This is a genomic window from Clostridium sartagoforme AAU1 (genome assembly GCF_000401215.1).
GTDB lineage: Bacteria > Bacillota > Clostridia > Clostridiales > Clostridiaceae > Clostridium > Clostridium sartagoforme.
The window spans coordinates 1-22,960 of the sequence record NZ_ASRV01000128.1; the positions used below are offsets into that span (position 1 = coordinate 1).

General features: G+C 28.8%; 19 protein-coding genes. All 19 read right to left on the bottom strand.

Annotated features, from left to right (window positions below; all coding sequences use genetic code 11):
* Positions 1-129 precede the first annotated feature (129 nt).
* On the bottom strand, positions 130-678 hold the full coding sequence (locus A500_RS10100; RefSeq protein WP_016207485.1) for a dTDP-4-dehydrorhamnose 3,5-epimerase family protein: 549 nt from the start codon (positions 676-678) through the stop codon (positions 130-132).
* Positions 679-829: 151 nt separating this feature from the next.
* Positions 830-2,293, bottom strand: a complete 1,464-nt coding sequence (locus A500_RS10105) for a peptidoglycan D,D-transpeptidase FtsI family protein (protein WP_016207486.1) — start codon at positions 2,291-2,293, stop codon at positions 830-832.
* A gap of 121 nt (positions 2,294-2,414) precedes the next feature.
* Complete coding sequence (locus A500_RS10110; RefSeq protein WP_016207487.1) at positions 2,415-4,409, bottom strand: methyl-accepting chemotaxis protein; 1,995 nt, start codon at positions 4,407-4,409, stop codon at positions 2,415-2,417.
* A 140-nt stretch (positions 4,410-4,549) separates the two neighbouring features.
* Positions 4,550-5,785, bottom strand: coding sequence for an FtsW/RodA/SpoVE family cell cycle protein (locus tag A500_RS10115; RefSeq protein ID WP_016207488.1), 1,236 nt, complete (start codon positions 5,783-5,785; stop codon positions 4,550-4,552).
* A 10-nt stretch (positions 5,786-5,795) separates the two neighbouring features.
* Complete coding sequence (locus A500_RS10120) at positions 5,796-6,248, bottom strand: FHA domain-containing protein (RefSeq protein ID WP_016207489.1); 453 nt, start codon at positions 6,246-6,248, stop codon at positions 5,796-5,798.
* Positions 6,249-6,324: 76 nt separating this feature from the next.
* Positions 6,325-9,150, bottom strand: a complete 2,826-nt coding sequence (gene uvrA, locus A500_RS10125; protein WP_016207490.1) for an excinuclease ABC subunit UvrA — start codon at positions 9,148-9,150, stop codon at positions 6,325-6,327.
* Between the two features lie 235 nt (positions 9,151-9,385).
* Positions 9,386-10,624 (bottom strand): DUF4179 domain-containing protein, encoded by a 1,239-nt coding sequence (locus A500_RS10130; RefSeq protein ID WP_016207491.1) that lies wholly within the window; start codon positions 10,622-10,624, stop codon positions 9,386-9,388.
* 2 nt (positions 10,625-10,626) lie between these two features.
* Positions 10,627-11,109 carry a sigma-70 family RNA polymerase sigma factor gene (locus A500_RS10135; protein WP_242835114.1) on the bottom strand — a complete coding sequence of 161 codons (483 nt, stop codon included), beginning with the start codon at positions 11,107-11,109 and terminating at the stop codon, positions 10,627-10,629.
* A gap of 70 nt (positions 11,110-11,179) precedes the next feature.
* Entirely contained in the window at positions 11,180-12,736 is a 1,557-nt protein-coding gene (locus A500_RS10140; protein WP_016207493.1) for a MutS-related protein, read from the bottom strand.
* A gap of 117 nt (positions 12,737-12,853) precedes the next feature.
* Positions 12,854-13,171: a type II toxin-antitoxin system RelE/ParE family toxin gene (locus A500_RS10145; protein ID WP_016207494.1), complete on the bottom strand. Its 318-nt coding sequence runs from the start codon at positions 13,169-13,171 to the stop codon at positions 12,854-12,856.
* The gene (locus A500_RS10150; RefSeq protein ID WP_016207495.1) at positions 13,168-13,473 is read right to left on the bottom strand and encodes a type II toxin-antitoxin system RelB/DinJ family antitoxin; all 306 of its coding nucleotides are present in this window, start codon (positions 13,471-13,473) and stop codon (positions 13,168-13,170) included. Before A500_RS10150 ends, A500_RS10145 begins: the two co-directional genes overlap by 4 nt.
* A 166-nt stretch (positions 13,474-13,639) precedes the next feature.
* Positions 13,640-14,539 carry a radical SAM protein gene (locus tag A500_RS10155; RefSeq protein ID WP_016207496.1) on the bottom strand — a complete coding sequence of 300 codons (900 nt, stop codon included), beginning with the start codon at positions 14,537-14,539 and terminating at the stop codon, positions 13,640-13,642.
* A 55-nt stretch (positions 14,540-14,594) separates the two neighbouring features.
* Positions 14,595-16,568 carry an excinuclease ABC subunit UvrB gene (gene uvrB / locus A500_RS10160; protein WP_016207497.1) on the bottom strand — a complete coding sequence of 658 codons (1,974 nt, stop codon included), beginning with the start codon at positions 16,566-16,568 and terminating at the stop codon, positions 14,595-14,597.
* Between the two features lie 105 nt (positions 16,569-16,673).
* On the bottom strand, positions 16,674-17,942 hold the full coding sequence (locus tag A500_RS10165; protein WP_016207498.1) for a PDZ domain-containing protein: 1,269 nt from the start codon (positions 17,940-17,942) through the stop codon (positions 16,674-16,676).
* An 11-nt stretch (positions 17,943-17,953) separates the two neighbouring features.
* Complete coding sequence (locus A500_RS10170; RefSeq protein WP_016207499.1) at positions 17,954-19,216, bottom strand: S41 family peptidase; 1,263 nt, start codon at positions 19,214-19,216, stop codon at positions 17,954-17,956.
* A 141-nt stretch (positions 19,217-19,357) separates the two neighbouring features.
* Positions 19,358-20,248 (bottom strand): permease-like cell division protein FtsX, encoded by an 891-nt coding sequence (gene ftsX / locus A500_RS10175; RefSeq protein WP_016207500.1) that lies wholly within the window; start codon positions 20,246-20,248, stop codon positions 19,358-19,360.
* Positions 20,238-20,924: a cell division ATP-binding protein FtsE gene (gene ftsE, locus A500_RS10180; protein ID WP_016207501.1), complete on the bottom strand. Its 687-nt coding sequence runs from the start codon at positions 20,922-20,924 to the stop codon at positions 20,238-20,240. The genes ftsX and ftsE overlap by 11 nt, the downstream gene beginning before the upstream one ends.
* 153 nt (positions 20,925-21,077) lie before the next feature.
* The gene (locus A500_RS10185; RefSeq protein ID WP_040436754.1) at positions 21,078-21,917 is read right to left on the bottom strand and encodes a YitT family protein; all 840 of its coding nucleotides are present in this window, start codon (positions 21,915-21,917) and stop codon (positions 21,078-21,080) included.
* A gap of 46 nt (positions 21,918-21,963) precedes the next feature.
* A complete protein-coding gene (locus A500_RS10190) occupies positions 21,964-22,809 on the bottom strand; it encodes a YitT family protein (protein ID WP_016207503.1) in 846 nt (281 codons plus the stop codon).
* Positions 22,810-22,960 lie beyond the last annotated feature (151 nt).

The following is a 22,960-nucleotide window of genomic DNA, read 5'->3' on the forward strand; positions in this document are numbered from 1 at the left end:
GTTGTTAATCGTGCATTGTTAATTGTTAATTGAATAAATTGCTTCGCAATTTATATCATAGCCTGTTCCCTGTTACCTATTCCACATTCCCTATGACTGTGAACTGTGAATTGCGGACTGTCAACTGTATCAAAACGGTGTTTCAAACGCTTCAAACTTTGGCCAGGCTTTATCTCCCCTTTCAACTTCAACTTCTTCCTTATTAAATTCCCAAGGAATATCTAATGAATCCCAATGTACCCCACCTCTTAATTCTTTTACAAATGGCTTTGTAACCTTATAATAAACTAACGCATCTTTGTTTCCCTTTATATAATATCCATGTGCACATCCGATTGGTATATATATTAAATTTCTATTATCTTCATTTAAATTAACTGATGTGTATCTACCGTAAGTTTTAGATTCTTTTCTTAAATCTATCACTACATCCTGTATTTCTCCTGATATGCAAGTTATCAGCTTATCATGCCCTTCTGGAGGCAATTGAAAATGCATCCCTCTTACTACTCCGGGCTTTGCTATAGCATAGTATTCTTCTTTGAATTCTGTGCTTAATCCATATATATTGAATTGAGTATCATTAAAAACTTTAATCAAATCACATGTACTTTCCATGAAGACAGTTGGTGTTATTAAGCAGCAGCCTTCAACTTCTAATTGTTTAACTCTAAACATAGTATAATATCTCCTTTTAGTCTCTAAAATTCTTTAACTTTATATAAAAAATAAAGCCTAGAAATTAAGTCCCTATTTTAATATATGAGACAAAAGTTAAATAGTGAGAATTTTAAAGTTAAAAGATAAAATTTTGTAGAAAGTTGTATTACTAATTTTCTAGAACAGCTGCTCTTATAATTTGTGAAGCTATATTTGCTGCCGAACCTGCTCCATTTTCGCCCTTTTCGACTATTACAGCAACTGCAATCTTAGGATCATCTAAAGGTGCTGCTGATATAAACCATCCATGAGGTATTCCTTCAGCACCATTTTCTATATAATCTGCTGTACCTGTTTTTCCCCCAGCATTAGTACCTTCAAAGGCTGGCCATCTATATATATTATTAGATACTAGAAACCCCATATAACCTTTTATTGTTTCTGCTATCTCCTTTGAAATCACATTATTTTTTAATGTTTTATTTGGTATTTCTTTAATTGTATTTCCATCCTTATCTACTATTTTATTTACCAATTTAGGCTCCATAAGAACTCCATCATTAGCAACTGTAGCTGCAACTATAGCCATCTGCATTGGACTTGATAAAACACTTGCCTGACCTATACCACTTTGAGCTATATTACCTACTTCATATTCCTTCAAGGCTGGAAACCTACTTTGTATTATTGAAAGCCCTATTCCATCCATTCTATAATTAAACCCAAACCTTTCTGCTACTTCTTTTAACTTCTCGTTTCCCATCTCCATTGCAAGAGTTCCAAAAACTACATTACTAGAAACTCTGTATGCCATTTGTAGATCTATATTTCCATGTGCTTGTTTCATATAATTATTAAGTTCTGTGCCATCTGGAAATGTTATTTTTCCTGTATCACCAAAAGTTCTATTAACTATACTTGGATCACTTTCTAAAGCAGCAGCTAAAGTTACTGTTTTAAATACGGATCCAGGTGGATATAACCCATCTATTGTTCTATTTAATAATTTACTATCTAAATCTACTCCAGTATTTGCATCTTCTATAACTTTTTCAAGATCGGTAGGATTATATGTTGGCTTTGATATCATTGCTAATATTTCTCCTGTTTTAGGGTTTATTGCAACTACAGCCCCCTTTAAATCTCCCATTGCATCATAGGCAACTTTTTGAAGATTATAGTCTAAAGTGGTTACTATTCCATTCCCAACTTTTTCTTCATTTCTATTTTCAAAAGCTTTTTTTATATCAAAATCCTTTAGTAAGCTTCTAATACTATTAGAGAAACTACTATATTTTGACAATTCACTATCATACTCTTCTTCTAATCCAGTAATACCAAATCTTTCATCTATATATCCTAAAGCATGAACATATAAATCACCATAGATATACTCTCTATTTTGATTAAATTTATCTTCTCTAGTACTTTTAGTCATTGGATTTCCATCTTTATCATATATTGTTCCTCTTAAAACTTCATTTCTCTTTGCCCAAAGCCTTTTATTGCCTGAATCATTTGCTATATCAGGTCCCTTAAAGACTTGAAAATAGGCTATATATGATATTAATGCTATAAAGCAAAAAAGAAATATCACCATAATGTTTCTTACGCTTTTTGCTAAATCACTCATAAAGTCCTCCTTGTTTTTAAACATATTAATACAATTATAACTATAAAGTTATATATTTAAACTATAAAATTAAAGGAACTGTTTTAAACAGCTCCTTTATATTATACATCAAATTTTTTTATTATACCTTAAATTCTGCAATACTTTCTTTCATTTCCATAGCTAATACCTTAAGATCACTAGCTAGACTTCGTATTTCCTCCATTGAACTAAACTGTTCTTCTGTTGATGCTGTTATTTCTTCTGTCGCTGCTGCTACTTCTTCCATTGAAGCTGCACTAGTTTCTACTATTTTTAAAATTTCCTCTTTTTTAGAAGTAACAACATTATTAGAATCGATAATTGATTTTATCGCACTCTTCATGACTCTAATCTCATCACTTATATTTTTCAAAGATGATACTGTTTCCTTAACACTAGTGCTTTCATTTATAGAAACAACTTTTGTCTCTCCTAATACATCTACTGCCTTGCTTATCTTTTTATTGATGTCTAAAGTCGTAACTTTTATTATGTCTGTAGCCTCTTTAGAATTTTCTGCAAGTTTATTAATTTCTTTTGCTACTACAGCAAACCCCTTACCTACTTCACCTGCGTGGGCAGCTTCAATCGAAGCATTTATTGATATTAAGTTTATACTATTTGCTATATCATCTATTATTTTTATAAAGTCATCTATTTTTTTTGTACTTCTTGAAATATCTATTATATCTATAGATAAATCTTCTATCGAACTTTGTAGAGCTGAATTATCTATTAAGAGTTTTTGCATTCCTTGATTGTTATTTTCTACATTTTTACTTAATACTGAATATAGATTGTTTAAAACATCAATAGTCTTTGACACATCATTTATAGAATCTCCTAATGTATTAATATTATTAGATATATCAACCATGCTACCTGCTTGTTGTTGTGCAACTATTGAAATATTTTGGATTGAAGCTGATACTTGTTTTGATATCTCATACATACTATTAGATGAATCATCTATGTTTGTACTATTTTCTGATAAATTTTGTGATAATAAAAGATTTTCTTTCATTACACCTTTAAGTATATCAAAAGAATTATTTAGTTCCCTTATAGCATCTCCTATTTCATCATCTAATTTTATGCTTGATCTTTTAGTGAAATCTTTTTTTCCCATTGCTTTACTCATATTATTTATATCAATGATGGCATTTAAATACTTCTTAATAATTACTGATGCAATTAAAGTTATTACTAATGCAACTATTGCTGTAATTATTATTGTAATTGCTATACTTTCTAATATACTTTTATTTAACATTCCTTTATCGTAAATACTTGTAACTTTAAAGTTATTGCTAAATTTATGATAAAATACTATTTTACTATCTTTACCTATTTTTATCTCATTGCTTTCTTTATTTTGCTCTATTAATCCATTTAATTCAGCATTTATTTTTGTATTGATTTGCTCCTTATTCGTACTCGCTATTATAGTTCCAAAACTATCTGTTAAGTTAACTTCTATTCCTTCTATATTTATAGTATCAATTTGGTCTTGAAATATAGATACTGAAGTTTGAACATAATATTCTCTATTATCAAATTTTGCTTTTATTACAATAAATCCTTTATCTCCTGATACTACTATATTTGACCAGGATACTCCTCTTACTCCACCTTCAGCGAATGTTAATGCATCTACATAAGCTTTACTTAGTCCCCCTGAGTATGCTATAAATCCCCCATTATCTTCCTTAACTGCTATAGAAACAACATATGGATTACTTTTCATTAAAGAATCTACAAAACTATTTGCTCTATCCTTGTATCTTATTCCATTTTCAATTGAATATATTAAATCTTCCAATTGGACAATACTTTTATTAACTATATTTTCACCAAAGCTATTTGTTTGTTTTAAAGAATCATTTACTCTATTTGTCTCATTTTTATAAATTATCACTGCTGAATACGTTGCCAAGGAAAAGCTCGTTAGTAAAATAATAATTACAAGAAAGATTATTATTTTTTGAGCAATTGTTATCCTTCTTTTCTTATTACCTTTTGATTTTTCAAGTTTTTTAGCTTTAGTTCTTTTCCCAATCTTGTCCTTAAGCTTTGTATTTGTGTTATTAGACAAATTTACCCCTCCCCCGAGAATTTAATAGTTTTTATTTAATAAATATATACATTTTACCGTAAAATAAAGAGTAATGAATTTTATCATTACTCTTCTAATATTATACTATATTCCACTATAATTTTACATTGTTTTATAATTTAATATTCTTCTGATATTTTTTGTAAAATGCCCAAAGCAAAAAACATTGTTAACATAGAGCTACCTCCATAACTTATAAGAGGTAGTGTTATTCCCGTAAGAGGTATAACTGTAAATATTCCTCCTACTATAACCAGAGTCTGACAAGCTATCATTGTACTAAAGCCCACAGCAGCCAATTGACTAAACCTATCATTAGTTAAAAATGCTATTCTTATTCCTCTGTAAAATAGAAGGAAGTATATTATCATAACTCCAATTGCGAATATCATTCCAAATTCTTCACAAATAACAGCAAATATAAAATCACTTTCCCTTGCAAATATTAAATCTGGATATCCATTTCCAAGCCCTACTCCAAATAAGCCACCTGAGGCTATTGCATATAATCCTTGAACTATTTGATATCCTTCATCACTAGCATATTTCCATGGATCAAGCCATATCATAACTCTTCTCTGTACGTGTCCAAAAACTTTATAAGCTGCCACAGCACCTATTGCTGATAAACCTAAGCATGTAAAAACATATTTTTTCTTAGACGTTGCTATGTATAGCATAGTAACTGAAATACCAAAGAATATTAATGTTGAACCTAAATCTGTTTGCAGCACCATACAAATTAAAGAAAACATAACTATTATTGCCGGTTCAATTAGCTGCTTAAAATCATCCTTAATAACATTTTTATTTTCATATGTCATAAGTGATGCTGCTAAATACAAAACTAGCGCTATCTTACCAAATTCAGATGGCTGGAATCCAAATGGACCTATAAATACCCAGTTCATAGCTCCATATGTTTCTACATTAAATATAAGTCCATATATTAATGCCATTGGCATAAATACTAAAGTAGCTATCATATATATTTTTTTATATTTAGCAAAACTCTTTAAGTCTGGCATAGCTACTACTATAGCAATATATGATACTATTCCAAGTATTGACCATATTAATTGTTTAATAGCAAAATCAGGGTCTATTCTATAAAGAACAGCTATTCCTACTACTGCTAATATACTTGAAAATATAAGCATAAACTTATCACCATCTGGATAAAATCTTCTTATTAAATAATGAGAAAATCCTACTATAATGCATAGTATAACTCCCATAATTAATGCTTTAGTATCAAATGGCTTCTTTAATAGGGCTAGGCTTGTAAATAAAAGTATGCACAGAAGATAAATTAATTTTAAGACTCTTTTTTCTAATTTTAATGCACTATTCATAATCTCACCTCTAATTCTTCTCTGCCCTTATCACCTTAAATATAGCACTTCCTATTCTTATTTTATCGTTAGCTCTGATTTTAGCAAATTCATTTATTCTTTCATCATTAATGAAAATACCATTGGTACTATTTAAATCTTCTATAACTATTTCATTATTTTTAACTATAATCTTAGCATGATTTCCTGAAGCATATTGATCATCTAATTTTATTGTATTTCCTTCTCTTCTTCCTATTGTTATTGTCCCTCTTAACAATAAAATAGACCCCTCTTCTAAGTTTGAGTTTTCACCTGTACTTAGTACTTCTATGCCATAATTCTTTTTAGTAGAAGATTGTCTCTTTCTTCCCCCACCTTTTACATCCTTGTACATTATTTTTAGTGCATAATAAATTATAAAATATAATATTATAATGAATGCTATACCAAAAACTAATGTCATTAGCTTTGAAAAACCCATCTTTTCACCTCAAAATTAGTATTCTATTACCATTATATATTAAAACTTCTAGTTAAAAATAACAAGTATACTTAACTTATCTTAACATCTTTTTAAGATATTTACCTGTATATGAGTCATTTATCTCACTTATTTGCTCTGGAGTGCCTGTTGCAATTATTGTTCCACCTTTGTCTCCACCCTCTGGACCTAAGTCTATTATATAATCTGCACACTTAATCATATCTAAATTATGTTCTATAACCACTACTGTATTTCCTGATTCAACAAGTCTTTGAAGTATTTCAACTAACCTGCTTACATCATCTACGTGAAGTCCAGTTGTTGGCTCATCTAATATATAAAGAGTTTTTCCAGTACTTCTTTTTGAAAGTTCAAAAGCTAATTTTATTCTTTGTGCTTCTCCTCCTGATAATTGAGTTGAAGGTTGACCAAGCCTTATATATCCAAGTCCTACATCATTTAATGTTTCCATTTTATTTTTTATTCTTGGAATATTTTCAAAGAATTTCATAGCTTCTTCTACAGTCATATTTAATACATCATCTATTGATTTTCCTTTATATTTTACTTCTAAGGTTTCCCTATTATATCTTTTACCCTTACATATATCACACGGAACATAAACATCAGATAAAAACTGCATTTCAATTTTTACTATTCCATCTCCTGAGCAAGCTTCACATCTTCCACCTTTTACATTAAAGCTAAATCTTCCTGGCTTATAACCTCTCATTTTAGCTTCTGGAGTTGTAGAAAATAATTCTCTTATTATATCAAAAACTCCTGTATATGTCGCTGGATTTGATCTTGGTGTTCTTCCTATAGGACTTTGATCTATATCTATTATTTTATCAATATTCTCGTAGCCTGTTATTTCCTTATGATCTCCCACAGGATTCTTACTTCTATTTACCAATCTATTAAGTCCCTTATATAATATTTCATTTATTAAAGTACTTTTACCTGAACCTGATACGCCTGTTACTGCAGTTATTGTACCTAGTGGTACTTTTATATTAACATTCTTTAAGTTGTTTTCTTTTGCTCCTTTAACAGTTATAAAGTTACCATTTCCTTTTCGTCTTTCAGTTGGAATCTCAATTTTCTTTTCTCCTGTCAAGTATTGTCCTGTTATGGAGTTCTTGCATTTTTTTATCTCTTCAATAGTTCCTGCTGCTATTATTTCTCCGCCATGCTCTCCAGCTCTAGGGCCTATATCTACTATATAATCTGCTTCTTTCATTGTATCTTCATCATGCTCAACTACTATTACTGTATTCCCAACATCTCTTAAATTTTTTAAAGTAGCTATAAGTTTATCATTATCTCTTTGGTGAAGTCCTATACTTGGTTCATCTAAAATATATAAAACTCCCATAAGGGCTGAACCTATTTGTGTTGCAAGTCTTATTCTTTGTGCTTCTCCTCCTGATAAAGTTCCTGCACTTCTAGCTAGATTTAAATAATCTAATCCCACATCTACTAAGAATGTAAGCCTATTTTTAATTTCTCTCACTATTTGTTCACTAATTTTTTTATCTTTTTCAGAAAACTCTACAGAATTAATATAATCAAGTTCCTCTTTAATTGAATAAGTTGTAAATTCATAAATGTTTCTATTTCCTACTAATACAGATAAAGCTTCTTTATTTAATCTTGCTCCTTTACATTTTGGACAAGCATTGTTCCCCATATATTGTTCTATATTAGTCTTTATATCATTAGAATTAGTTTCCATGTATCTTCTCTTTAATGAATTTATCTCACCATCATAAGAATAATTATATTGAGATTTCACACCATCTTTAGTATATGTAACTTTTATTTTCTTACCATTAGTTCCATAAAGAATTAAATCTAAAGCTTCTCTGCTCAACTCTTTCACTGGTCTATTTAAATCTAAATCATATTCATGACTTAAAGCCTGTAGAATTGCATAAGTCCATGATTCTTCTTTAAGTCTTCCTTCTCCCCAGGTTGCAATTGCACCTTCCATTATACTTAAATCTTTATTTGGTATTATTAAATCTTCATCTAATTCCATTAATGTACCAAGTCCATCACAATAATCACATTTCCCATAAGGTGCATTAAAGGAAAATAACCTTGGTTCTATTTCATCTATACTCATACCACATTGTGGACATGAAAACTTTTCACTGAATAATATATCTTCTCCATCTATTATATTTATAGTTACTATACCTTCAGCAAGCTTTAACGCTGCTTCAATTGAATCTGTTAATCTTCCCTCTACGCCTTCTTTAATAATTATTCTATCAATAACAGCCTCAATATTATGTTTTTTATTTTTATCTAAAGTTATTTCTTCTTCAGTTAATTCATAAATTGAACCATCAATTCTTGCTCTTACATATCCACTTTTCTTCAACTTTTCTAGAACTTTTTCATGCTGTCCCTTTTTACCTCTAATTACAGGTGCTAAAACTTGAATTTTAGTTCTATCTTCAAAAGCCATTACACTATCCACAATTTGATCTACCGTTTGCTGTTCTATTGGTATTTTGCATTTAGGACAATATGGCTTTCCTACTCTTGCATATAGAAGCCTTAAGTAATCATATATCTCCGTTATAGTCCCAACAGTAGATCTTGGGTTTTTACTAGTAGTTTTTTGGGCTATTGAAATAGCTGGAGATAATCCTTCTATATATTCAACATCAGGCTTATCCATTTGTCCTAAAAATTGTCTTGCATAAGATGAAAGAGATTCTACATATCTTCTTTGTCCTTCTGCATATAAAGTATCAAATGCCAAAGATGACTTTCCTGATCCTGACAGCCCTGTAAATACTACTAATTTTTCTCTAGGAATTTCTAGTGATACATTTTTTAAATTATGTACTTTCGCACCTTTTATAATAATTTTATCTTTCATATCAAATGCCCCTTCTTATTTTATAACATTAGTTTTTCATTTACTTTAAAATTTAATCTCGAACAAACGTTCTTTATTATATTCTAAATTTTATTATAATTATTGTCAATTACATAATAACTTATTATTTAATAATTATTTTCTTAATCTTTTAAATTTTATACTTTTTACGTATTAGATTAAGAGCTGTTATAAAACATTTTTATAACAGCTCTAATAAAATATTATTAATTTTTTAATTATTAAGCTTAAACTCAAAACCATTAATTTTATCCTTAGATATAGAATCTATATCAATTTCTATAATACCATCACTTTCATCTAATATATCAAAACTAGTAATTACTTCATATATTTTATATAAGTTTTCACCAATTTCCTGTTGATGGACTGATTGGCTATTGAATTTATATTTGTTTTCTTCTTCTTTAAATTCTATTCCTTCAACATTTTCAGTTTTTAATTTTAAAATATTATTTTCATAGCCTTCAAAAGTAGTATTATATTCATTATCTTGAACAAGTTTATTTTTTAAGTCTACTATTATTTTTTTATCATACTTCTTATCATAAAAAATTCCATCACATTTAAATGTAATATTCCCAATCTTGACTTCACCTTGGAATTCTATATTATTATTTCCATATCTATCATTAATAAAATATGAAGATGAAATCTTGTGTTCATTTCCATTTCTATCTATTAATACTGGATTTTCAAATTTAACAAATTTATAATCATCGCTATTTAAAATAAAAGTCATGCTTGTTCTTGTTTTAGAAGTCTTTATTTCTTTTATTTCAATATCTCCAACTTCAGTTTTAATCACCTTGTTATTAATAGAAATATTATCTAAGCTATGATTAAACTTTTCTTCTAATTTTATTGGAATCTTAAAAACCGCTAGTTTTTCTGATTTATCCTTATTATAAATATTAAATATTAATAAAAATTCCTTTTCAAATTCTTCAAAATTACATTGAATATAATTCCCACTTTTCCCATAAGCCTCTGTAGTATAGGTATAAAAAGCACTTATTTCTTCTTCATCATTTATATCCATTAATTTTACATCTGCTTTATAGTCTTCTGCTAATTCGTATTCTATCCACATAGATTTATAGTCTCCAACTATATTACTTACACTTAACCTAATTCCATTTATCTCATTTTCATACCTTATATCATGCACTAACCCCTCTTCTACTGCATGATTAAATCCCTTATCTATAGTTAAAAGCTCTGCTAACTTTCCTATTATAGGAAGACTTTGAGCTAATGTTGAAAACCTTGGAACCACATTCAATACTATAAAAAATGTTATTAAAGATGCTGCAATTATTTTCGCCATAAATTCTATCTTAGTACTTTTTTTCTTTCCTTCATTAATAGATTTTATAATTAAAGAATCTAACTTTTCTGGAATCTCAATATTTTTATATACTATTTTTTCTTTTTCAAATATATCCTTCATAATTATTCCTCCTCAATCTCTTTTCTTAGTAAATTTAAGGCCTTATGAATTTTATTTTTTACTTGAGATTCCTTTAAGCTTAATATTTCAGATATTTCTCTTGTTTTATAACCATGAAAATACTTTAATATTATTATTAACCTAAGTTCTTCATCTAAATTTTCAATTAATAAATTAAAACTATCTCCTTGATCTTTTGATTTATTAATTAGCACTTCCATATCTTTATCTTCTACTAATATTGTTCTAGAATTTTTTCTAATATAATCTATTGCAGTATTTATAAGAATCCTTATAAACCATTTATCAATCTTATCTAAATCTTTTATACTTGTAAGCTTAGCGTATGCCTTTACTATGCTCTCATGTATTACGTCCATAGAATCTTCTTTATTCTTTAAGTAAATATAAGATATTTTAAAGAACTTTTCTTTATTTTTATGAATATACTCTTCAAAAATCTTTTCTCTCGCCCTTTTAAACACTATTTTTCCCCCAATCATAAGCCTAATTTACTTCCTTATATATTATAGACGAATGAGGCAGTACTTTTGTTTAAATAAATTTTTCTAAATCCTCAGATCTCTTATAAGCATTCTTCACAATACTCTTTGGATAACCTATGTATTCTAACAACTTTATAGCATTTTTAGTCTTTGAGACTCCAGATTTAATTTTATAATCAAAACTAAGTCCCTCTTTGTTATCAACTCTTTCACTAAAATAAAAGAATTCGTAATTTTCTTTTAGAATATCAGCTAATTCCCTATCATGAGTTGCAACTATTGATATTGTCTTTTTAGAATTTATATATTTTAAAATTTCTGCAGAAGCGGCTATTCTTTCTGTAGGGTTTGTACCTCTAAATATTTCATCTATTGGGCAAAATACTGGAATTTCTTTTTCAGTTGCATTTATTATTCTTAATATAGATTCTGCTTCTGCTAAATAATAACTTTTTCCTTCATTTACATCATCACTAGGGCTAATTGAAGATACTATATTAAAAATACAGCTTTTATATTTTTTTGCTAAAACAAAATTAAAGCATTGAGCAAATACTATATTTATACCAAGCATTCTTAAAAATGTAGATTTTCCAGACATATTTGTTCCTGTTAAAACTATACCCTTAGTATTAATATTAATAGAATTTGAAACTGCATCTTCAACTAAGGGATGGATTCCTTCTTTTATTTCTAATTGAACTTCTTTTATAAACTCAGGCTTAGAGAAGTTCCCATTTAAACTTCCTTGATAGCATGCTACAGATATTAAGGCTTCTATTTCTCCCAATACACAGTAAAGTTCTAATATTAAATTTCTCTTTTCTTCTATTTCACCACTGATTTTATAATAAGCAGCTTCTTCTAGTAAGAACATTACTGATATTCCCTCAAAAATTCCTGCAAAAGCTTTCCCAAATCCAATTACTCTAGTACCCTTATCTATAATCTTTATTTCATTTAAGATACTTTCCATTTTTACTTTATATTCTTTAAGCTCTTCTAAATCAATTTTACTTACCTTTTTTGCAGCAACTATAATTCTTCTCAAATATACCAAACCAACATCTTTAATTTCTTTGGTTTCCTTATTATTTATATAGCTATTTATTAAAACTACACCAAATAAAGCAATTAAGAATTTAGGATTGGCCATCACTACAGTTAAGATAGCTAATATTAACGGTAGTATCGTTCCCAAGAAAGTATATATATAATATTTCTTTTTATTTATAATTAAATAATCCTTAATCATATCTAAAAGTGAATTTTTATTATCATATCCCAAATTAAAATAATGAACATGAACCTTTGCTCTTAAATCTATATTATCTCTAAATAAATCTATTAGCTTACTTCTCTTTTTTAATACATCATTATTAACATGAATATTTCTAAGCATACAATACAAAGCTGATTCTCCAGCACTGCTATATGTTCTATCAATTTTTTCATATACATTACTCATATCTAAATCATTATAACTTTGATCATCTAAAGAATATTCTTCCTCTTCCTTCATATCATATAATGCTCTTATTAATGAAAAATCTCTTCTTTTACTCTTCTCATATTTATAATCATTTTTTAAATCACTAGCTCTCATATATTTCTGTCCCCCTATTTTTATATATAATATTACACCAAATCTAAAGTTGTAATTCTACATTAATAGGGCTGTCTGTGACAGCCCCATCATATTATCTGTATCTTATTTATATAGTTACTGATTAATTCTTTTATCAATGTCTCTTCTTCCATACATAATACGGATAACATTAACTGTTTTATCTTCAGTATTAGAAATATAGAATACAACGAAATTATCTACTGACATCTGTCTAAGTCCTTTACTATACCACGGTTCCTTTTCAAAAACTCGAAATCGCTCAGGCATTTCATCCAAACTTAGTATTCCCTTTTCAATTTTTTCCAATTGCCTAGCTGCTATTTCAGGCTCAAGCAAAGTAAATGCAATATATTCATAGATACCCCTCAAATCAGTATCTGCTTGCTTGGTCAATACAATTTTATATTTCATATACCATAATCCCTACGTATATCTGAAAAAACCTCTTTAGCAGATTTTGTGTTTCCTTCAGTAAAATCAGTATATCCTTTTTTCAATTCTTCATTGAGTTCTGTTTCAGTTAAGTTTGAAAACACTATAGGTTCTATATCAGGAAGCTTAACCTCAAAAGGAATTCCTCTTTGCATAACAACCTGTTTTAAAAATATATTTACTGCGTTAGATACTGGAATACCCAATTGCCCTAAAATTAATTCTGCCTGCTCCTTAAGTCCCGGTTCAAGCCTTACAGAGAGATTTGTTGTTTTTGCCATTGCCAATCACTCCTTTCATATATTTATCTTATGTCATTGTATTTACAAATGCAATACACTCATCAAAATAAAAATTATATTTTGAATTGCTTCATATAAACTAATCATATTAAATAAGACTCTTCCTCCTTAACTGTGAACTGTGCCTTGTCAACTCTCAACTGAACTAAACTCCTTCGTAATTAAACAGTGGAATAAAACTCTCCTTATCAGTACCTTCTTCTTGTATAAATCCATTTTCAACTCCTAAATCTAAAGCATAATCTATTAGAGAATCATAATGTTTTTTATTTAATGGTTTATTTATCTCTGGATAATCTTTAACATGATCTAAAGGAGTATATTGATTCATAATACTAATATAGACCTTATTTCCGTATGTATTATAAATGTAATCTATTATCTTTTTTGAATCAAATAAAAGTCCTGGTAACATAAGATGCCTTATTATTACGCCTTTTTTAACTATTCCATTTTCATCAAAATCAACTTCCCCAACTTGATTTACCATTTCATCAATTGCTTCTTTTGCAAATTGAAAATAATTTATAGCTTTTGAATATTTAGTGGAATATTTATTATTGAAGTATTTTAAATCTGGAAGATATACATCTATATACCCTTTTAATAATTTTATAGTTTCTACATTTTCATAACCACTGCTATTATAAATTATAGGAAGCTTTAACCCCTGCTTTCTAGACATCTTTATAGCTTCAATAATTTGCACCACATAATGTGTTGGAGTAACTAAGTTTATGTTTAATGCACCTTTATCTTGAAGTTCTATAAATATTTCTGCTAATCTTTCTGTAGTTATTTCCTTTCCATATTCACATTGACTTATATCATAATTTTGGCAAAAAACACATTTCAATGTACAATGAGAGAAGAATACTGTTCCTGATCCGTCTTCACCTGATATACATGGTTCTTCCCAATAATGAAGGGCAGCTCTTGCTACCCTTATTTTATCAGAAGCTCCACAAAACCCTCTATTCCCATTCAACCTATTTACACCACAATTTCTTGGGCATAAATTACAACTTTCTAATAATCCAAGCATTCCATCACCCCGACAGTAATTAGCAATTAACACTTAATAGTTAATTATTAAATTTTTAGCCTTTTAGCTTATTTATTATATCACGTAGCTCTGCTGCTCTTTCGAATTGTAAATTCTTAGCTGCATCCATCATCTCATCTGTGTACTTCTTAATTAACTTTTTCTTATCCTTAACTGAAAGATCTTTTGTATTTTCATTTTCCACTTCATATTTTTCTGCCTCTTCAGCAACCTTAGTTGCCTCTATCACATCTCTTACTTCTTTTATTATTGTTTGAGGCGTAATTCCATGTTCTTCATTATATTTAATTTGAATTTCTCTTCTTCTTTCGGTTTCCTTTATTGCTTTATCCATTGATTTAGTAATATTATCTGCATACATTATTACTCTACTTTCGGAGTTTCTTGCAGCTCTTCCTACTGTTTGAATTAATGATGTTTCAGAACGTAAGAACCCTTCTTTATCAGCATCTAAGATAGCTACTAATGCAACTTCTGGAATATCTAGCCCTTCTCTTAATAAGTTAATTCCTACTAAAACATCATATTCTCCAAGTCTTAAATCTCTTATAATTTCCATTCTTTCTATTGTCTTTATATCTGAATGCATATAAGTAGTTTTTATTCCTAAATCTGTTAAGTATTTTGTTAAATCTTCTGCCATTCTTTTTGTTAATGTGGTAATAAGAGTTCTAAAACCTTTTTCTGTAGTTTTCTTTATTTCTGCATATAAGTCATCTATTTGTCCTTTAACTGGCCTTATTTCTATTATCGGATCTAAAAGTCCAGTAGGTCTTATTACTTGTTCTGCAATATTTGTTGAATGATCTATCTCATATTGAGCAGGGGTTGCACTTACAAATACTACTTGATTTATTTTTTTTTCAAATTCTTCAAACTTTAATGGTCTATTATCATATGCACATGGTAGCCTAAATCCATACTCTACTAATGTATTTTTTCTTGATCTATCTCCTGCATACATAGCTCTAGCTTGTGGTAAGGTAACATGACTTTCATCTATAAACATTAAAAAATCTTCTGGAAAATAATCTAATAAAGTTTTAGGAGGCGTTCCTGGTGCTCTACCATCTAATACTCTTGAATAATTTTCTATTCCACTACAATAACCCATTTCTCTAATCATTTCTATATCATAATTAGTTCTTTGTCTTAGTCTTTGTGCTTCTAACAATTTCTCTTGACTATTTAATTCTTTAATTCTATCTTCTAATTCATCTTCTATAGTTCTTATAGCCTTTTCTAAAACATCCCTAGATGTCGCAAAGTGAGATGCCGGTGAAATGGATACATGATTTCTTTCTCCTATTATATTTCCTGTTAAAACATCGAATTCTCTAATTCTTTCTATTTCATCTCCAAAGAATTCAATTCTTATTCCTTTGCTAGAAGAATAAGAAGGAATAATGTCTAATGAATCTCCTCTTACTCTAAAGCTTCCTCTTGCAAAATCTATGTCATTTCTTTCGTATTGTATTTCAATAAGTTTTTTTATTATTTCATCCCTATCTTTTATCATTCCTGGTCTTAAAGATATTGTAAGTTTTTTGTATTCATCCGGATTACCAAGTCCATATATACAAGATATTGATGCAACTATTATTACATCTCTTCTTTCTAATAAAGCTGAAGTAGCCGAGTGTCTAAGCTTATCAATTTCATCATTTATTGAAGCATCTTTCTCTATAAATGTATCTGTTTGTGGTACATATGCTTCTGGTTGATAGTAATCATAATATGAAACAAAATATTCTACTATATTATCTGGAAAAAATTCTTTAAATTCTGAACATAATTGTGCTGCTAAAGTTTTATTATGAGCTAAAATAATCGTTGGTTTTTGTAATCTCTCTATTATATTAGCCATGGTATATGTTTTACCTGATCCTGTTACACCTAATAAAGTTTGCTCTTTATCTCCTCTTTTTATTGAATTAACTAAGCTATCAATAGCTTGAGGTTGATCTCCAGTTGGTTTAAATTTTGATACAATTTTTAATTCAGGCATATTATCACCCCCATATATTATTTTACATATTTATATTTTATCCTTTATGTTCATCTTATACAACGTATAACAATTAACTATTAATTATTAAAATAAAAAGAAAGCTTAGCGCTTTCTTTTCATTTCTTCTAATACCTTTTTAAAATTATCATTATCTACACTTAAAGCATTTTCTACATTCACCATTTTAGGCACGAGTAGCAATCCAAGCCTTTTATTCTTTGGAATTACTTTTAAATCGACTATTTCCCCGGAAATTTTCCTTATTTTAAGAGAAATTTCATGAATGTTATCTTTAACAATCTTAAAAATTTCAACTTCTGAAATAGCTTTTATATCATTTACTTGTATTATTTTATCTCCTCTTCTTATACCTGCTTCATGTGCAGGCGACATAGGAGCTACTTCTAATACAGATACTCCACTATCATCAGTGACATATTTATAATCTCCAGATTCCTCTAACTTATTTTGAACTTTAATCATTATTTCATGCCCCAATGGTGCAAATATTATAGTAACAATTTGTCCAATTATTCCAAATTGAGCTACTTGTGCTACTAAAGTTAGTATCACTCCATAAATAAGTATTCCAATACCTGAATATAATGGTTTTTTAATTTTATCATTGGTAAATGATACTGAGTTATATCCTACCACTCCATATAGAGGCATTGCAGTTATTATTGCTGTGCTTAATATCAATAAAGTTTCTGATTTATTTATTAAAGGCCACCAATTAGGTGTTTCAATTGCAGATGTTGCAACACTAGATATATCTCCAGATAAAGCTATGAATATAGCTACAGGCAGTGCCCAATATCTATTATAAGCAAATCCACCTACTATCTTATTTTCCTTATTTGAAAATACAGGTATTGCTCCTCTACTACCATCAAACATAACTAGAAAACCTTCTACAACATGCATAATCCCAACAAATGTCATAAGTGCTAATATGTTAACATTTATATACGATTGTGTTTTAGTGGCATTAGCTAAGAATTCTGATATTATGCTTATAGCTCCTAATACCGCTCCTGAGTAAGCAAAGCATATAAATCTCTTCTTTACAAAAAGTAAAAAAATAGATATTATAAACATTATTTCTATTCCAGAGTTCTCATTAAATATAATTCCTAAGCTACTTAGTACTAAACTTATAATAGCTCCAGCTATTATTCCTAATGAAAGTTGTGACAAAGTAAGTTCTAGAGGAGAGTTAATACTCTCCCCAATAGTCATTTTTTGCATTATTGTCACTTTTTTATTTTTTAAATAAAACATTACTCCTAAAACTATCAGCATAAATATGTGCATTGGCTCAACTATGGCATATGCTACCGTTCTTAGTGTATATAGTATTAACTCCATTTCTGAGCCTCCTATTTTAATTTATCTTTTATTGATTCTAAAGCCTTATTAAACTGTGGATCTATACTCCTATCATATTCTTTTGATAATATTTCTTCTGGAATAGTAACTTCTATATCCGGCTTAATTCCAACCTTGTGTATATTTTCTCCATTTGGAGTATAGTATTTTGAAGTTGTTACCTTTAATCCACCATTTCCATCTTTAAATTCTATTAATTGTTGAACAACACCTTTCCCAAAACTTGTTGTACCTATTGTAGTGCCTGCGCCATAATCTCTTAAGGCTCCAGTAACTACCTCTGAAGCAGATGCACTTCCTCCGTCTATTAATATAACTAAAGGCATTCCCTCAGCTTCTCCGCCAACAGAGTTTGATTCTTGCTTGTTGTCATACTTATCTATAGTATATGTTACTACTTTTCCCTTTGGTATGAATTGTGAAGCAACGTTAACTGCTTCTCCTAAAAAACCTCCTGGGTTTCCTCTCAAGTCCAAGATCATACCCTTCATACCTTGATTTTTTAGTTCAATTATCTTTTCCTTAAAATTCTTAGCCACATCTTCATCGAAAGAAGATATTTGTATATATCCTATATCTCCGTCTAAGACTTCTCCCTTTACTGAAATCATCTTAATTACATCTCTAATTATTGTTATATCAAGAGACTGAGAACTTGCTCTTGCAACTGTTAATGTTACTGGCTTACCTTGTTCTCCCTTTATCATAGATATTGTTTTTTCTACATTTGGCTCTGTTATGTCTTTTCCATCTACTTTTAATATAACATCGCCACTTTTTAGGCCCGCTTCTTCAGCTGGTGAACCTTCTATTGGTGCTACAACAGTAACCTTGTCATCCTTTATTCCTAACTGAGCTCCTATTCCAACAAAGTGTCCCTCACTTTGCTCTACAAATGATTTATATTCATCGGAATTCATAAATATTGTATATGGATCATTTAATGATTGAGTCATGCCTTTTATAGCTGCTTCTAATAAGGTGTCATCATCTATTTCTCCATCATATTTAGCTAACAGTGCATCCCTTACTTGGAATAATAAATCATATTTTTTAACATCCTTTATATCGCCTAAATCCTTCGCTACATCTTTACTTACACTTTTTAATGATAAGCCATTAAATGCAAATACATTCCCAATGTAGAAAAACATTATATTAGAAAATATAAATACTATAACTATTCCAATTATTATTAAGGATTTTTTATATTTATTATTTTTTTTTATATTTTTACTGTTATTTTCCTCCATATATTAATACTTCCTTTCATAAAACTCTCTCAGTGGGCTATACACATATTATCTATACTCTAAGATTGCTTTAAATATGTTTTAAGTGGAGATAAACCCCACTTAATTTATATTAATTATTTTTTCTTTTTGTTCTATATTTTATACATCTAAGAATTTTCTTAATGCTACTATACTTCCTGCTGCACCAACTAATATTCCACCTAGTAAGAATAGCCATGTTAATGTTCCAAGCACAAAGCTTGGTGTAACTAGTGTCACTAAGAACATATTTGAAACTATGTATCCATAAGCCCATTTATAAAGTGTAAATAATAATACGCTTGACAATAAAGAACCTACCATACCTATTATCATACCTTCTATTATAAATGGCCACCTTATAAACCAATCAGTAGCACCTACAAATTTCATTATTCCAACTTCTTTTCTTCTTGAATATACTGTTATCTTAGTTGTGTTAGTTATTAAGAATATAGAAACTCCTATAAATACTACAAATAATATTAATCCAGCTATTCTAACTCCACTAACAAATGAACTTATTGCATTTATCATTTCTTGTTGATTAGATATATTTTCTACACCAGTCATATCCTCTACGGCTTTTGTAATTTCATTTGCATCTTCTGGATTTTCTAATTTTACTATAAAAGAACTTGGAAGAGGATTATTTTGTAAATCATACCCTTGTAATAAACCAGGGTTATCTTTTAAGCTTTCTTTAAAGTTTAAAAATGCTTCTTCCCTTGATTCATATATTACTTCCTTTGCTCCCTTTTGCTCATTTAGCTTTAACTCTATCTCTCTTTGATCTAATAACTTTATATCATCTTTTAAAAAGACTTTAATCTCTACCTTGGATGCAACATCTTCTATTGCTTTATTAAAATTTAATCCTAATAAGGTAAATGTACCAAATATAAAAAATGTTATTAGTACAGTAATCATTGCTGCTATACTTAGTGTTCTATTTCTTCTAAGACTTTTCATTGCGTCTACAAAAAAGTATTTCAGTGTATTAATTTTCATTTTCGTACATCCCCCTCTTTGTATCTCTTGCTATATTTCCCTTCTCTATGGCAATAACTCTTTTTTTCATGCTATCAACTATTTCTTTAGCATGAGTAGCCATTAGTATGGTTGTTCCGGCCCTATTAATATCCTCTAATAAATCCATAATTTCTTTAGCTGTTTCTGGATCTAAATTTCCTGTTGGCTCATCACATATTAAAACTGAAGGATTATTAACTATAGCTCTTGCTAATGCAACCCTTTGTTGCTCACCACCAGATAGCTCAGTTGGGAACATCTTATATTTATGGGAAAGCCCTACTAATGATAATACCATAGGTACTCTCTTCCTTATTTCCTTAGGAGATGCCTCTACAACTCTCATAGCAAAAGCGACATTTTCATATACATTCAATGTCGGAATAAGTCTAAAGTCTTGGAAAACCATTCCTATTTTTCTTCTGTAATAAGGTATTTGTCTCCTTGATATAGTTGAAAGTTTTTTGCCTGCAACTGCTATGTCTCCAACTGTTGGTTCTATTTCCTTAATTAACATTTTAATAAAAGTTGACTTTCCTGATCCTGAAGGTCCAACTAAAAATACAAATTCACCTGATTCTATATTTATATTTACATCTGATAAAGCCTTTACATTATTATCATATAGCTTAGATACATTCTTAAATTCTATCATTTCACAACACCTCGCATAAGCGTATTATTTTAAAAGTTGTTAAACCTATAGCGTTATTATAGCATAACAAAGAGCAAGGAAAAACTTTTTTTATTCCTTTATCACTAATAAAATCTATATTTTTTCAAAATTCTTTTAAATTTTCATTATTTCTTAATAATCTGTAAATCCTTTACCTAACGCTTCTGTTGATTCACTTACAGTTAAAAAAGCTTCTGGATTATTATGCTTTATAAATTGTTTTAAAGTTATAAATTGACTTGAATTTAATACTGTATATATAACTGTTGTATTTTCTTTTGTATATCCACCTTTTCCAGTTAAAATTGTACATCCTCTATCTATTTCATTATTTATAAAATCTACTACTAATTTTTCTTTATTAGTTATTATAAATACTTGTTTTACAGGATTTATACCAGCACTAAATCTATCAACTAAATTTCCTATTAATATTGCACTTAAAAGACCAAATAATCCCTTTTCAACTCCAAATGAATATATTGCTAGTAATGTTACTGTACAATCTGCAATTAATAAACCTTGACCTATCGGTAAATTAAAGTACTTATTTATAATCTTTGCTAATATGCTTGTTCCACCAGTAGATGCATCTTGATGAAATACTATGGTTGTTCCTATTGCCAATACTGCTGATCCAAATATACATGATAGAATTAAATTCTCAGTTATAGCTTTAGGCTGTAAAAAGGTTTCGCAAATCCACATAATAATTGACATCATTACACTTGCATAAATACTTTTTGCTCCAAATGATCCTCCTATTAAGAAAAATGCTAATATAAATAAAATAACATTAAATATAAAAACTAAAATACTTGGATTTATATTTACCATTTTTGTTATTGCTAACGCTAATCCAGATACACCACCTGCTGCTATTCCATTTGGAAAGAAAAAGTATTCTAATCCTAAAGCTACTATTGTTACACCTACTGTTGATAAAAGATATTCTTTTAATTTATTCTTCATATGGTTTGTTTCCCTCCTAATTAAAATGTCCCCCTTGTTAGTACTATTATTGTATATTTCTAAATCCTTCTCCCATAACTTCATGAACTTCTCCAACAGTAATAAAAGCTCTAGGATCTATCTTGCTTATATGTTGTTTTAGTTTTATAAATTCACTTCTTCCTAGTACTGCATACAACACATAGGTATCTTTTCCTGTGAATCCTCCAACACCCTTTAAATAAGTACATCCTCTTTCTAAATCATTCATTATGAATTTACCTATTTCATCATTTTTACTACTTATTATAGTTACTTCCTTACATACATGGAATCCTTCTATAACTTTATCAATTGCTATACCATTTATTATGACTGAGATTAATCCATATAATCCTATATTTATTCCAAAAGTAATAGCTCCTAATAAGGTTATTATAAAATCTACTGCTAATAAAGACTTACCTATATCTATATGAAAGAATTTATTTAATATTTTGGCAATAGTATCTGTACCACCTGTTGATGCATTTGCATTAAATACAATTGCCATGCCTATAGCTGTTATAAAGGTTCCAAAAATAGATGCTAGCATTAAATCTTCTGTTAGTGCTTGAGGATTAAAAAATTTTTCTATTATAGTCATCATTCCAGCTAAACTAAAACTAGAAACTATTGTTTTTACCCCAAAACTTTTCCCAAGAAAAATAAATCCAACTATAAATAAAACTAAATCCATTATGAACACTAAGGGACCTGTTGATATTGAAGGTATATAGTGATTTATTACTATAGCTAAACCAGTTAATCCCCCTGCCGCTATATTATTAGGTATGAAAAAATATTCTAATGATAGTGCTACTAAAAATACTCCAACAATAATTAAACAATATTCCTTTATTTTTTCTTTCATTTTATATCCCCCTTCCTTAGAGAATCTCTATTATTTTCTCTCATATTATGCGTTTTTATCCGAAGTAAATTATAATATTTTAACTAAACAATTAAAGAATCTCATCTAATATTATATATATGTTTTAATTAATAATCTATATAATTAAAAC